Below are 13,115 nucleotides of genomic sequence, written 5' to 3'. Positions count from 1 at the left end.
CCGACCAAATCCGCCAGTGCTGCGCGCGTTAGCGGAAGTGCCCAGGCAACGCTTTGCATCCGACTCCCAGCGCCAGTTCGCTACCCGGCAGCACGGCCCGCTGCCAGCCTCTCCTCAGCCATCCTGTTGGCCGAAATATGGGTGAGTGTCCAAGTAGCCCCCGCGCCGAAAGTACTTGTCCCCACTGCACTCGACTCCGTCCGAGGAGCGAACGCGAGTGATCAACAGGCCGTGGTTGCAGCCTCGATACGCATTGGGGCCGCAGACCACGGCGCCGCCTTCCTCCTGCACCATGACCCGGCCCTGCGTACCGCCGTAACGGGCGTCGGAAACGCGCGCCTCAAGGATCTCGATCCGTTCACCGCGGTAATAGGCGAACGCCCGGGGGTAGGGGTCGGAGAGTGCGCGGACGAATCGCTCGAGATCATCGGCCGGCCAGCTCCAGTCGATCAAACTGTCGCGCTCCGCACGTTTGTGGAAGTACGTCCGTTCGGCCTTGTTCTGCGGGCGCCAGACCGCGGTGCCGGACTCCAGCGCGCTCAGCGCTTCGGCCAGCGCACCTGGAATCAGCTCCATGCCTCGCATGACCAACTCGGTGCCGGTATCGGTGGGACCGATCGGCAGCGAATGCTGTACCAGGATGTCCCCGGTGTCCAGACCCTCGTCCATCCGATGGATGGTCAACCCGACCTCAGACTCGCCGCTGATCAACGCCCACAGGACAGGGGAAAACCCGGTGAGCTTTGGAAGCAGCGAATCGTGCAAGTTCAGGGTGCCGTGCGGCGGAATCTCATAGAGCTCTTCCGGCATCCGGTAGTACCAGCTATTGACGACGATGACATCGGGTTCAGCGCGCTTGACCAAATCGATGGTCTCGGCGTCAACCCGCCCAGTGAAATGGACTGGGATGTCGTGCTGGCGTGCGAGTTCTTCGACCGGCGCAGACCAGATCGCCTTGTAACATTCCTCGCTCGCAGGGTGGGTCACGGCAAGCACCACTTCGTGATCCAGGTTGATCAACGCCTGCAGGGTCTTGTACCCCCAGGTTTGGAACCCGAACGACACGATGCGCATTGAGGAAACCCCCTAACTGTTCGCGGCTGGCCGGCGGGCTATGCACTTTGCTCCGAGCGCCGCCTTGAGGAGCTTACGTTAGCCTCCCCTAAGTTGTGGAACCGGGGCGGTTGCTGGACTACTCCGCCAGGTCAGACGCCGGTCGGACCCGGTGCCGATGATCCGGCGACGAGATGCCGGCGTCTTCTTCTCCGCGCTGGGCGAATGCCGGCCGACCAGATCGCGCAGGCCAGGGGCGGCCGTGGCCAACCGCAATCGGCCGGCACCTCGTCCGGACGGGGCAAACGCTTGTCGGCCAGCTACCCGCCGAGCCGTCCGGCTTCGCCGCGGGCGTCACGGACTGAGGACTCGTCAGCCCGGACAATCGCCTGAGCCGGCCCGTCTCTGCGTGTTGCTAGGCGTTATCCGACTTATCGGATTTGTCAGATTCGTCGGACTTTTTGGATTTTTCGTCGGAGTCGTCTGATTCGTCGTCGGAGTCGTCTGATTTTTCGTCGGAGTCGTCTGATTCATCGTCGGAGCTATCGGAGCCCTCGGACTCGTCGAGCTTGTCGGCGAATTTCGTCAAAAGCCCCGCTAGGTTGCGGGCCTCCTCGGATGACAAAAAATCTTCGAATACCTGCTCGTCGCTGTCAGAGATGCGCTCAACATGCACCGCGTTGTTCTCAATTTCGATGTCCCACCGGCCACCTTCGTGACTACCCATGCGATCCGCCTTCCGACTAGCGACCTGTTGACAAAGTTGACGCTCCGCGCGCTACCGGGTCGTTTACCCACTTCTGACTGGCGGCGAACGGCCGCATTCCTTGGTCGTCGCCCCACAGCAGGCTGCCGACGGCCTGTTAGCGTCATCGCGTGACCCTCAAAGACATCGCCCTGATCACCCTCGACGGCAAATCGACCACGCTGGCCGAATTGTCAGACGGCGCAACGCTAGTCGTCAACGTAGCTTCCAAATGCGGGCTGACGCCGCAGTACACGGCGCTGGAGAAACTGGCCAAGGACTATGGCGACCGTGGCCTGACGGTCGTCGGCGTCCCGTGCAACCAGTTCATGGGCCAGGAGCCGGGCACGGCCGACGAGATCCAGGAGTTCTGCTCGACGACCTACGGAGTGACGTTCCCGCTGCTGGCGAAGACCGACGTCAACGGCGATGACCGCCACCCGCTGTACAGCGAGTTGACCAAGGCCGCCGATGCCGAGGGCGGAGCGGGCGACATCCAATGGAACTTCGAGAAATTCCTGCTCTCCCCCGACGGCGAGGTAGTCAACCGATTCCGGCCCCGCACCGCGCCCGACGCCCCGGAAGTCATCACCGCCATTGAGGCCGTACTGCCGCGATAGGCGGCACGAAAATGGCCCCCGGAAAGTTCTCGAGGGCCATTCGATTCATCACTGGATGATTGGCGCGCCTTTCCGATAGTCGTATGCGATGGATAATCGTCCTTATCGATAGCCAGCCACCGAATAGCGCATTAGGCGAATCACCGCGCGCTCGCGTCCCGGCCGTGTTCACTGACTCATATTCGCGCCGAATCCTATTGCGCTCGGGTGCAGGCGTTGACGCGGGTACACCGACTGCTCGACGCCGTATGGTGCTGTGATGGCCGAACCGACCAGCCGCCGAGAGCGCAAGAAGGCGCAGACGCGTCGCGCGCTGACCAAGGCCGCGCTCGACCTGTTCCTCGAGCGGGGGTTCGAAGCCACCACCGTCGAGGAGATCGCCGAGGCCGCAGATTTCCACCGGGCGACGTTTCATCGCATCTTCGCCAGCAAAGAGGACGTCGCGATGGGCGACATCCTCGAGCTCTTCGGGCTCGCGCGCGAGCGATTCCGCCAGGCGCTCCCGACGGAGGACCCGTGGTCGGTCGCGCGGGACGTACTGACCGGCACGATGGCCAGCTTCGAGGAGTCAGATGACGAACTCGTGGCCGCTCACGTTCAGGTATGGACCAGTGACCCCGCGCTGCAGGCTCGGTTCACGGCGATGATGCTCGACTGGGAGCACGAGATCGCACGATTCTTCGCCGAGGCTTGGGGGTTCGATCCGGAGTCCGACATCCGCTGCTACGTAATCGCGACGGCGATGATCGGGGTCACGCGCTCCGCGCTGCTCATGCGGCGCGCCAGTGGCCTGACCGTCCGCGAGACGATCGACACCGGGTTCGACTTCCTGGCAGCTGCCGGGCTGGGAAAACGTGCGACATATGATGCAGATTCGACACAAGGCGCATAATCGCCTATAGTCTCATGCCGTGAGCTCGAACGCGACGGTTGCGATGGGACGCAGGATTCAGCTGGTGTGCGTGGCAACCGGGCCAGCCCTGGCCGCGCTCTACGGCTTCGGCGTGATCCTCTTCGCACGCATGATCCCGGTGAACAGTCCCGAGAAGAGCGTCGCGGCGGTCGTCGCGTCGTACCAGGCACACGCCACCGGCATCCGCATCGGGATGGCCATGGTGGTGTTCGGCGCCGCCTTGATGATCACCTGGGGGGCCGCCGTGGCGACGCAGACGCGTCGGGCTTCGCCGGAGCACCCGATCCTGTTCCACATCCAGATGGCGTGCGCCGTGACGGCGTGCATCAACGGCGTGATGCTCTGTCTGGCGGGCGGACTCGCCGCGTTCCGCCCGGACACGGTGTCGGGCGAGAGCATTCGACTGCTCAACGACCTGTTCTGGCTGCTCTGGACGATTCCGGGCACCAGCTTCGAGGTCTGGTGCTTTGCCGCAGCGGCGGCGATCCTGACCGACAGACGTGCCAATCCCGTATTTCCGCGCTGGACCGGCTATTTCAGCGTCTTCGTCGGCTGCTCCTTCCTCCCCGGCGTCCTGGCGTTCTTCGCCAAGCACGGGCTGATCGCATACAACGGCCTGATCCCCTGGTGGATCCCCACGGTCACCTTCTTCTCCTGGGTGATCGTGATGACACCGCTGACGTGGAAGGCGATCGTCCGGGAGGCCGCCGAGCCCCCGGCCGAGCAAATCACCGACCCGGCGGTGATCGCTGAGTTCGCTCGGCTGCGCGCCGAGATCGCGGCCCGCGACTCGGGGACCCGCGAGCCGGTCGGTGTTCCCTCGCGCGGGTGATTACGTACAAGGCCGGGAGCGACTGATGCCGAGCGCCGCACTGCCGCTGCAGGTCGAGCAGATCACGCCGGAATGGCTCGGGGCGAGCATGTCGACCCCGGGCCGCGAGGTACGGGTCCGGGCCGCCTCGACGACGGGCGTCGTATGGGGTACCGCGACGAAGGTGATGCTCGACGTCGTCTACGCGTCCGGTGGCGACGAGTTGCCGTCGCGTCTGTGCGTCAAGGGTGGGTTCGTGCCCGAGATGCTCGCCTTCATGGCGCCCGGGTACCAGGCCGAGGCACGCTTCTACCGCGACGTCGCGCCGCTGCTGGGTGAGGGCCTGAGCGCCTGTCACTTCGCCGGGGTCGACGACGACTCGGGCCAGGGGATCGTGATCCTCGACGACCTCGCCACCCAGGGAGCGGCCTTCTGCGATGCGCGCCAGCCGCTTTCGGTGGACCAGGTGGGCGCGGCCCTCGAGCTGCTCGCCCGCTGGCACGCGCGGACCGATCTCGATGTGGACTGGCTCGACGCCCCGCCTCACTACCGGCCGATGGCGTATGCACTGGCCGCGGAGCAGCGCGACGGGCGCACCGACAATCTGCATGGCGCGGTCGGCCGAGTGCTGACGAGCCGCGAGCGCCTCCTCGCAGGGTTCCAGGCCATGTGGGCCGACGAGGACCGCAGGCCGCGCCGTTTCATCCACGGCGACGCGAACCTCACGAACGTCTACCTCGACGCGGCCGGCGAGCCACGCTTTCTCGACTGGCAGTTCGCCGGACGCGGTGACGCCTACCACGACGTCGCATTCTTCCTGATCGGGGCGCTCAGCAGCGAGGACCGGCGCAGCGCCGAGGAGCGCCTGCTCCGCTCCTACCTTGCGGCGCGCGGGTCTGCCGCGGAGACGTTCGACGTCGCGTGGGACGCCTATCGTCGCCACGCCCTGTACGGAATCATCTACGCCCTGACACCCGAGGCGATGCAGCCGGCCGAGATCCGCGATGCGATGAGCATCCGATTTGCCCAGGCTGTGCTCGACCACAACGTGCTCTCGCTGCTCGGCGTCTGACCGCGGAGTCTTCAACCGGCCCGGAAAGAGCGTCTCGATCGTCTCCGCAGCTGCGGGGACGGCGCGCAGCCAGAAGGGTCTACCGGGCTGTCCTCTCCGAACGTTGCGATCCCAGGTTGCGTGTGGATCTATTAGCTGGCGGGAACCGATGGATATGGCCACCGGCGAAACGGAAGATGCACTCACCGAGCGCAGGAAGCGAGCGCCCGACCCTGACGACCCGAGCAAGCCGGAGTCCCCGGACGACTTGACCAGGGCTTCATGGTTCTACGTGCTGCGAAAGACCGCCCGCGAAGTCACCAATGATCAATGCACCGATCTGGCCGCCGCGCTGACGTACTACGGGGTGTTGTCCGTATTTCCGGCGCTGCTCGTGATGGTGTCGCTGCTCGGTGTGTTCGGCGAAGGCCGGCGCACCACCAACGCCTTGCTGGACGCGGCGGGCGTTGTCGTCCCCGCCTCGGCAGTCGACATGCTCCGCCAGCCCATCGAGCAGATCGTGGACAGCCGTTCGGCAGGTTTCGCGCTGGTCTTCAGCATTCTGGGGGCGCTGTGGTCGGCGTCGGGATATATCGGCGCGTTTGGACGGGCAATGAATCGTGTCTACGGGATTGCCGAGGGCCGGCCCTTCTGGAAGCTGCGCCCGATGCAACTGGCGCTCACCGTGGCAGCCTTGATCCTGGCAGCGGCGGTGGCGTTCATGCTCGCGATCAGTGGCTCGCTCACTCAGGCCGTCGGAAGTGCGATCGGGCTCGGTCATGCCGCTCAGATGACCTGGTCCATTGCCAAATGGCCCATGATCCTGGTCCTGGTCACGCTGGTGGTGGCGATCCTGTACTACGTCACCCCGAACGTGCGCCAGCCGAAGTTTCGCTGGCTCAGCGTCGGTTCGACGATCGCCATTATGATATGGACGCTCGCCTCAGTCGGATTCGGCTTCTACGTCAGCGATTTCGGCAGCTACAACAAGACTTACGGCGCACTCGCCGGCATCATCGTGTTCTTGCTGTGGCTCTGGATAACCAATCTGGCTCTGTTGTTCGGCGCTGAACTCGACGCAGAACTCGAACGGGGGCGACAGCTGCAGGCAGGGATTGGCGCCGAACGAGAATTGCAGCTTCCTCCAAAAGACACGCGCGTCGTCGAGAAGAACGAGGCCGCTGAAAAGAAGGACATCAGACGCGGACGATACCTGCGCCGCACGCGAGGACGTCACGAGTAGCACCCGGCGGCCCCGACGCGTCGTGGCCTAACAGATGGGGCGGCGACCATCGTCACGTTGGCCCCTTCCGCAATCAGCCCGACTCGGCAGGCCGCTCAATTGGGGATTCGTGAGTGAGAGCTTGATAACTGCGAGCTCCGATCCGATCCACGGCGCCGCGGACTACGCCAAACAGCAAGCCTTGCAAGCCAGCAGCGACCAGCGCCGTCCTGGTCGAGCGACTCAGATCCTTGGGATCCGGTGGGGGCTGGTCAGCGTCACCAAACCGCTTCCAGAGCCGGTTGAACAGCGCGCCGGCCAACAGTCCGCCCGCCACGCTAGCGGCAGTTGATAGGGGAAGGTACAACGCCTTAGAACCTGCGCTCATGAACACCTCTCGAAGTCCGGGGTCTGCTCGGCCCTAGTACCCGGTAGCACGGTCATCAAATCGCGACAGTGACTGTCGAGCAGCCCACCCTTCGGGGCCAGCATGATTTGCCGCGCGGCTGCGGTCGGACGGCAAGAATCCGACGTTGACCTTTGCAGGAGGGCGGCTGGATCATTCGCAACGAAATCGTCTGGGCCAAGCCAAGTCCGGTGCCCAGCAGCGTGCCCGACCGCCTCAACTGCCCCTACGAAGTCGCCTACGCGCTCGCCGAGCAGCGAAAGCCCCACACGGAAAAGCCCCGAACCTAACGTAGGTTCGGGGCTATTCCGATGTCTTGCGACACCACATTGGTAGCGGGGACAGGATTCGAACCTGCGACCTCTGGGTTATGAGCCCAGCGAGCTACCGAGCTGCTCCACCCCGCGTCGGTAAATGCAAGGTTACCGGCCTGGTGTCGAGCCGACCAAATCGCGCGCTCAGCGGGGGTAACGGCCCCGGTCAGTGCTCACCTCAATGGGAAGGCGGGGTTCAGCCCGTATCGCTGCGCGATGTCGTCCATCCAAGCCGGCGACCCGTAGGTCAGCCCGTACTTGTCGGCGAGTTCGCCGAACTCGGGCAACTCGTGCGGCGGCTTGGCTTGGGGCCGCTATTCGGGCCAGGTGTTGCTGAGGATGATGTCGACGAAGTTCTCGCGGGTGAACGCCGGGTTGAAGTGCGCGAGCACGTCGTCGTTGACGGTGCCGAAGGTGCTGTGCGGGCGGTGCTTCATGCCGTCGTTGAACGCGGTCAGGATGCGCTGCTTGAAATTCGGGCGCGGATGAGCCGCGGTGACGGCGGCAAGAGCCTCCGGCGAAAGCTCGTCGCGGTCGATACCCAGCACGTCGGTTTCGACACCGGCTGTCACCAAGGCGACTTCAGGTTCCAGGAACTCGGGGATGCCAGGCGTGGTGTGCAAGGCGATGCTCAGCCACACCTTGTCGGCGTCGGCCTGATCAACGTCGTGCTCCAGCAGGAACTTCCGCGCCGCGTTGGCGCTGTCAACCTCGAAGCGCAGCGTCGAGGTGCGATAGCGCTCGGTGAGGCCCAGATCGTGGAACATCGCCCCGGCGTAGAGCAGCTCCAGGTTCGGTTCCAGCCCGCGGCGGCGGCCCTGCAGTGCCCCGAACAAGAACACCCGGCGGGAGTGATCGAAAAGTAGGTCGTCTTCGGCATCGCGGATGTGGGCAGTGATCTCGCGCACCAGCGGGGTGTCGGGTATCGCGATGCCGGCAATGGTCTCGATGGACTGAGTCATGGTCACGCCTTCTCGTTGGTCTTGGTAACCAGTGTGCGCGGGCCCGAGTGAACCGACCCTCGTCGTTCCGGACGTGTTTTCCACAGAAAGCGACACAATGGATGGGTGGCTGACGCCGGGACACGTTCGCGGGTGGTGGTCATCGTCGTCTTCGACGGGGTGACGCTGTTGGATGTCGCGGGAGCGGGTGAGGTCTTCGTCGAAGCCAACCGGTTCGGCGCCGACTACCGACTCAGAATCGCGTCGCTGGACGGGTCCGATGTGATCACCTCGTTCGGGACCCGATTGGGTGTCACCGACCGCATTTCGGCGATCGATTCCGCCGATACCGTGATGGTCGCCGGCAGCGACGACCTGCCGGGGCGAGCCGTCGATCCCGCACTCGTGGAGGCCATCAGAGCGGTGTCGGCCCGCACCCGGCGTCTGGCCTCCATTTGCACGGGCTCGTTCATCCTCGCGCAGGCCGGTTTGCTCAGTGGCCGGCGCGCCACCACCCACTGGCACGATGCACGCCGACTGGCCCGGTCCTTTCCGGATATCACCGTCGATCCCGACGCGATCTTCGTCCGCGACGGCGAGGTCTTCACCTCGGCCGGAATCTCGTCGGGCATCGACCTGGCGCTGGCGCTGGTCGAGATGGACTACGGGACCGAGCTGGTCCGTGACGTGGCCCGGTGGTTGGTCGTCTATCTCAAACGCGCGGGCGGCCAATCGCAGTTCTCGGTGTTGGTCGAGGCCGACCCGCCGCCGAGATCGCCGCTACGCGCGGTCACCGAGGCGATCGCGGCCGATCCTGCTCGTGACCACAGCGTGAAGAAGCTCGCGGACAAGGCGTCGTTGAGTACCCGTCAGCTCACCCGGCTGTTTCAGTCCGAGCTGGGGATGACACCGGCGCGCTACGTCGAGCTGGTTCGGATCGATTTCGCGCGGGCCGGGCTGGAAGCCGGCCGAAGCGTCACGGAGACGGCGCACCTCGCGGGCTTCGGCAGCAGCGAAACGCTGCGACGGGTATTCGTCAGCCATCTGGGCATCAGCCCGAAAGCCTATCGGGATGGGTTCCGCACCGCGTGTGCATGAAAACCGCTGTACTATAACGGATTAGCTAAAATCGCCGGCGTCAAGAGATCCGACAGGCCGACCCGATGCAGCATCTCGGCCTTGAGCCGATCGAGCACCGCGAAGCCGACATCGGCACCGTCCTGGGACGGGTCGATGGTAATCCGAAACGGCCGCTTGCCAAATGGAGTGTCGACCACCGCGACGAGCGCGGCGGCTACCTCGGCCACATCGGCGTCCGCGGGCACGATGGCGTTGAAGGCTTCCTGAACCCGGGCCCCGAAATCCGGGTAGGGACCCGCGTCGTATTCGTCGACGACCGACTGGTCAGCGGGCGAGCCGGCATTGGCAAAGTGGTTGGTACCACTGGTGAATGCACCCGGCACGATGATCGACGTCTCGATGCCCCAGCGGGCCACCTCGCGTGCATACGACACGGCCAGTGAGTCCATCGCGGCCTTGGCTGCGAAGTACGGCGCCAGATACGGCGGCGTGCCCCCGGCCGAGCTGCTGCTGGATACCCACACCAGCAGGCCCCGCTGCTGGCGCCGCAGGTGCGGCAGCACAGCCCTGTTGACCCGCTGCGTGCTCAGCACGTTGACGTCGTAGAGCTGCGCCAACTGTTCGGGCGTAAACGCTTCGGCCGGGCCGAACACCATGTGCCCCGCGTTGTGGACCAGCACATCGATGCGACCAGTCGCGTTGACGACCTCTGCAACCGCGGCATCCACCGACGCCTGCGACTGCACGTCCATTTCCACGGTCCGCAGGTCGACGCCATTCGCCCTGGCGAAGTCATTCGCGGATTCGACCTGAGCTGCGTTGCGGCCCTTGATGTCACGCATCGACGCGTAGACGGTGTGGCCAGCACGTGCCAGTGCTTCGGCGCTCAGCCTGCCGAACCCGCTCGATGCGCCGGTAACCACAATGACATGACCCATAGCGGCCTACTTCGTGTTGTTGTATTTGGTGATGGCGTCGTCGAGCCGCTGCAGCGCCGCTCCGTAGCCGGCGAAATCACCCTTCTTCTGCGCATCACGCGCCGCGCCGATCGCCGTCTGAATCTCCTGCAGGGCAGCAGCTTTGGCAGGCGACAAGGTCGTCGACCCGTCCGGAGCCGGGGGCACTGCCGCGGGGGGTGCCGGAGAGCCCGGTGCCGCGGCCGGCGTTGGCGGACTCGCGGGCGGGGTCTGGGGCCCACCGGCATCGGTGGGCACGATCCCGGTCGCGGCCGCGGCCGCACCGGGCCCGAACAACCCGGTGAGCGCGTCCCCGACGGTGGGGCCATAGCCGATCTTGTCGTTGTACATCATCGCGACCCGGATCAACCGCGGGTAGGACGAGGCGGCGTCGCTGGCCCCCGGCGAGGCGTAGACGGGTTCGACGTAAAGCAGCCCACCCTGAGCAACCGGCAGCGTCAGCAAGTTGCCCCAACGTATTCGGTTTTGGTTGTCTCGCCCGATAACCCCGAGGTCTTGGGATACCGCCGGGTCGGTGGTGATCGCGTTGTTCGCCAGCTTCGGACCGTTGACCTGACCCGGGATCGTCAGCACGGTGATCTTGCCGTACGTCGCGGGATCGGAGCTGGCGCTGATATAGGCGGCCAGATAGTCCCGCTTGAACCTGTTCATCGCGCTCGTCAACTGATACGAGGATGAGTTATCTTGCTTAGCAATGTTTTTCGCGACGATGTAATACGGCGGCTGATAGCTGCTAGCCGTCGGATTCGGGTCCAGCGGCACATCCCAGAAATCAGAAGTGGAGAAGAACGTCACGGGGTCGTTGACGTGATACTTCGCCAGCAGCATCCGCTGCACCTTGAACAAATCCTCGGGATAGCGCAGATGCTCGGCAAGCTCCGGGCTGATGTCACTCTTGGGCTTCACCGTCCCGGGGAACACCTGCATCCAGGCCTTCAGCACCGGATCCTGCTCGTCTTGCTGGTAGAGCGTCACGGTCCCGTCGTAGGCGTCCACCGTGGCCTTCACCGAGTTGCGGATGTAGGAGACCTGCTTGTCGGGACCGAGCTTGTTGAACGCCACCTCGGTGGAGTCGGCAGTCGCGGACTCCAGCGACGTGAGTTCGGAGTACGGGTAGTTGTCCAAAGTGGTGTAGCCGTCGATGATCCACACCAGGCGCTTGTTGACGATCGCCGGGTACACCGCGCTGTCGGTGGTCAGCCACGGCGCCACCGCCTCCACCCGGTCGGCCGGATCCCGGTTGAATAGGATTTTGCTGTTGGAGCCGATCACATTGGAAAACAAGAAGTTTCGCTCGGCGAACTTGGCCGCGAACACGCTGCGGGACAGCCAGTCGCCGATCGGGACTCCGCCGAGGCCGGTGTAGGTGTAGTTCTTCGTCTCCGTGTTGGTCTCGTAGTCGTATTCGCGGTCCGTACCGTTGCGTCCGACGATCGCGTAGTCGGCCGATGCATTGGCGATGACGGGCCCGAAGTAGACGCGCGGCTGGTCCAGCGGCGCGGGCCCGTCGGAGACGACGCTGCCATTGGCGCCGACGACGTTGACCAGGAACTCTGGATAGCCACCGTTCTGGGTGGGGTCGTTGGCGATGCCCCGCACGGTATTGGCCGGCGACGCGATGAATCCGTTGCCGTGGGTGTAGACGGTGTGCCGGTTGATCCAGTCGCGCTGGTTGTCGATCAGCCGGTCCGGGTTGAGTTCTCGGGCCGCGACCACGTAGTCACGCAGCGCGCCGTTGCGGTCCAGGTAGCGGTCGATCGACAGCTGGTCGGGAAAGTAGTAAAAGTTCTTGCCCTGCTCGAACTGAGTGAACGCCGGGCTGACGATCGTCGGGTCAAGCAACCGGATGTTCGACGTGGTCGCGCGGTCGGCGGCGACCTGCTGCGCGGTGGCCTGGCTGTCGCCGCTGTAATTGCGATACGTCACCTGATCGGCCGTCAGCCCATAGGCTTGCCGCGTCGCGGCGATGCTTCGGCCGATGTATTCGCTTTCCTTCTGCGCGGCATTGGGTCGCACGCTGATCTGCTCGACGATCAACGGCCACCCGGCGCCTACGATCAGCGACGAGAGCAACAACAGAACCAGGCCGATTGCCGGAATACGCAAGTCCTTCAGGACGACCGCGGAAAATACCGCGGCGGCGCAGATCAGCGCGATCGCCATCAGGATCAACTTGGCCGGCAGCACCGCGTTGATGTCGGTGTACCCGGCACCGGTGAACGGCTTGCCGCCGCGGGTATGTGACAGCAGCTCGTAGCGGTCCAGCCAATAGGCAAAAGCCTTGAGCACTACCAGCGTGCCGATCAGGCTGACCAACTGAATCCGCGCCGAACGGCTCACGGCGCCGGTGCGGCCGGACAGCCGAATGCCACCAAAGATGTAGTGCGACAGCAGGTTCGCGATGAAGGCTAAAAACACCGTCACGAACAGGTAGCTGAGCGCCAGCCGGTAGAACGGCAACTCGAACGCGTAGAAGCCGAGATCCTTACCGAACTGCGGATCCCTGATCCCAAAGTCTTGGCCGTGCAAGAACAGCTGGATACGCACCCAGTAGCTCTGCGCGATGATGCCGGCCAGCAGCCCGATTGCCGCCGGGATACCGATGGCCACCAACCGCACCCGTGACATGACCGCGGCGCGATACCGCGCCACCGGGTCGTTGTCGTTGCTCGGAACGAAGACCGGACGAGTGCGGTAGGCCACCGCGAGACCGGCGAACACGATGCCGCTGACCAGCAGGCCGGCGATCAGGAACACCACGATGCGGGTCACCAGCACGGTGGTGAACACCGAGCGGTAGCCGAGCTCACCGAACCACAGCCAGTCGACGTAGGCGTCGACGAGTCGCGGGCCGGCCAGGAGCAACGCGATCACACCAAGCGCGATCAAAATCAGAATCCGGCTGCGCCGAGTCAGCTTCGGCATCCTTGCGGTGGGACGCATCCCCACTAGCTACGCTCCCTGATCAATGTGACCTGGACG

12 protein-coding genes and 1 tRNA gene are annotated in these 13,115 nt (G+C 64.6%); 6 read left to right on the top strand and 7 right to left on the bottom strand.

The window, feature by feature from the left end:
* Positions 1 to 114: 114 nt before the first annotated feature.
* Positions 115 to 1,074: a methionyl-tRNA formyltransferase gene (locus OK015_RS08605; RefSeq protein WP_268130726.1), complete on the bottom strand. Its 960-nt coding sequence runs from the start codon at positions 1,072 to 1,074 to the stop codon at positions 115 to 117.
* 394 nt (positions 1,075 to 1,468) lie between these two features.
* Complete coding sequence (locus OK015_RS08600) at positions 1,469 to 1,780, bottom strand: hypothetical protein (protein WP_268130724.1); 312 nt, start codon at positions 1,778 to 1,780, stop codon at positions 1,469 to 1,471.
* Between the two features lie 149 nt (positions 1,781 to 1,929).
* Here OK015_RS08600 and OK015_RS08595 point away from each other — a divergent pair, with 149 nt between their 5' ends.
* The 5 genes from OK015_RS08595 to OK015_RS08575 all read left to right on the top strand — a co-directional run bounded on the left by OK015_RS08595 (position 1,930) and on the right by OK015_RS08575 (position 6,436).
* Complete coding sequence (locus OK015_RS08595) at positions 1,930 to 2,418, top strand: glutathione peroxidase (protein ID WP_268130722.1); 489 nt, start codon at positions 1,930 to 1,932, stop codon at positions 2,416 to 2,418.
* Positions 2,419 to 2,677: 259 nt separating this feature from the next.
* The gene (locus OK015_RS08590; protein ID WP_268130721.1) at positions 2,678 to 3,310 is read left to right on the top strand and encodes a TetR/AcrR family transcriptional regulator; all 633 of its coding nucleotides are present in this window, start codon (positions 2,678 to 2,680) and stop codon (positions 3,308 to 3,310) included.
* 19 nt (positions 3,311 to 3,329) lie between these two features.
* Positions 3,330 to 4,163, top strand: coding sequence for a hypothetical protein (locus OK015_RS08585; protein ID WP_268130719.1), 834 nt, complete (start codon positions 3,330 to 3,332; stop codon positions 4,161 to 4,163).
* A 25-nt stretch (positions 4,164 to 4,188) separates the two neighbouring features.
* Positions 4,189 to 5,214: a phosphotransferase gene (locus OK015_RS08580; protein ID WP_268130717.1), complete on the top strand. Its 1,026-nt coding sequence runs from the start codon at positions 4,189 to 4,191 to the stop codon at positions 5,212 to 5,214.
* 154 nt (positions 5,215 to 5,368) lie between these two features.
* Positions 5,369 to 6,436: a YihY/virulence factor BrkB family protein gene (locus OK015_RS08575; protein ID WP_268132544.1), complete on the top strand. Its 1,068-nt coding sequence runs from the start codon at positions 5,369 to 5,371 to the stop codon at positions 6,434 to 6,436.
* 73 nt (positions 6,437 to 6,509) lie between these two features.
* Here OK015_RS08575 and OK015_RS08570 read toward each other — a convergent pair whose 3' ends face one another.
* The 3 genes from OK015_RS08570 to OK015_RS08555 all read right to left on the bottom strand — a co-directional run bounded on the left by OK015_RS08570 (position 6,510) and on the right by OK015_RS08555 (position 8,103).
* Entirely contained in the window at positions 6,510 to 6,803 is a 294-nt protein-coding gene (locus OK015_RS08570; RefSeq protein ID WP_268130715.1) for a DUF4235 domain-containing protein, read from the bottom strand.
* 348 nt (positions 6,804 to 7,151) lie between these two features.
* Positions 7,152 to 7,228: transfer RNA gene (locus tag OK015_RS08560), tRNA-Met, on the bottom strand.
* Positions 7,229 to 7,449: 221 nt separating this feature from the next.
* Entirely contained in the window at positions 7,450 to 8,103 is a 654-nt protein-coding gene (locus OK015_RS08555) for an HD domain-containing protein (RefSeq protein ID WP_268130713.1), read from the bottom strand.
* Positions 8,104 to 8,229: 126 nt separating this feature from the next.
* Here OK015_RS08555 and OK015_RS08550 point away from each other — a divergent pair, with 126 nt between their 5' ends.
* Positions 8,230 to 9,174 carry a GlxA family transcriptional regulator gene (locus tag OK015_RS08550; protein WP_442791279.1) on the top strand — a complete coding sequence of 315 codons (945 nt, stop codon included), beginning with the start codon at positions 8,230 to 8,232 and terminating at the stop codon, positions 9,172 to 9,174.
* Between the two features lie 11 nt (positions 9,175 to 9,185).
* Here the strand turns inward: OK015_RS08550 and OK015_RS08545 are convergent, their stop codons facing one another.
* Together OK015_RS08545 and OK015_RS08540 are read right to left on the bottom strand one after the other, a co-directional pair.
* On the bottom strand, positions 9,186 to 10,094 hold the full coding sequence (locus OK015_RS08545) for an SDR family oxidoreductase (protein ID WP_268130709.1): 909 nt from the start codon (positions 10,092 to 10,094) through the stop codon (positions 9,186 to 9,188).
* A 6-nt stretch (positions 10,095 to 10,100) separates the two neighbouring features.
* Positions 10,101 to 13,082 (bottom strand): UPF0182 family protein, encoded by a 2,982-nt coding sequence (locus OK015_RS08540; protein ID WP_268130707.1) that lies wholly within the window; start codon positions 13,080 to 13,082, stop codon positions 10,101 to 10,103.
* Positions 13,083 to 13,115 lie beyond the last annotated feature (33 nt).

Origin of the sequence: Mycobacterium sp. Aquia_216, assembly GCF_026723865.1 — a bacterium.
Classification (GTDB): Bacteria; Actinomycetota; Actinomycetes; order Mycobacteriales; family Mycobacteriaceae; genus Mycobacterium.
The sequence above is the reverse complement of the archived record's forward strand: the minus strand, read 5'-3'. Positions and strand labels throughout refer to the sequence as shown.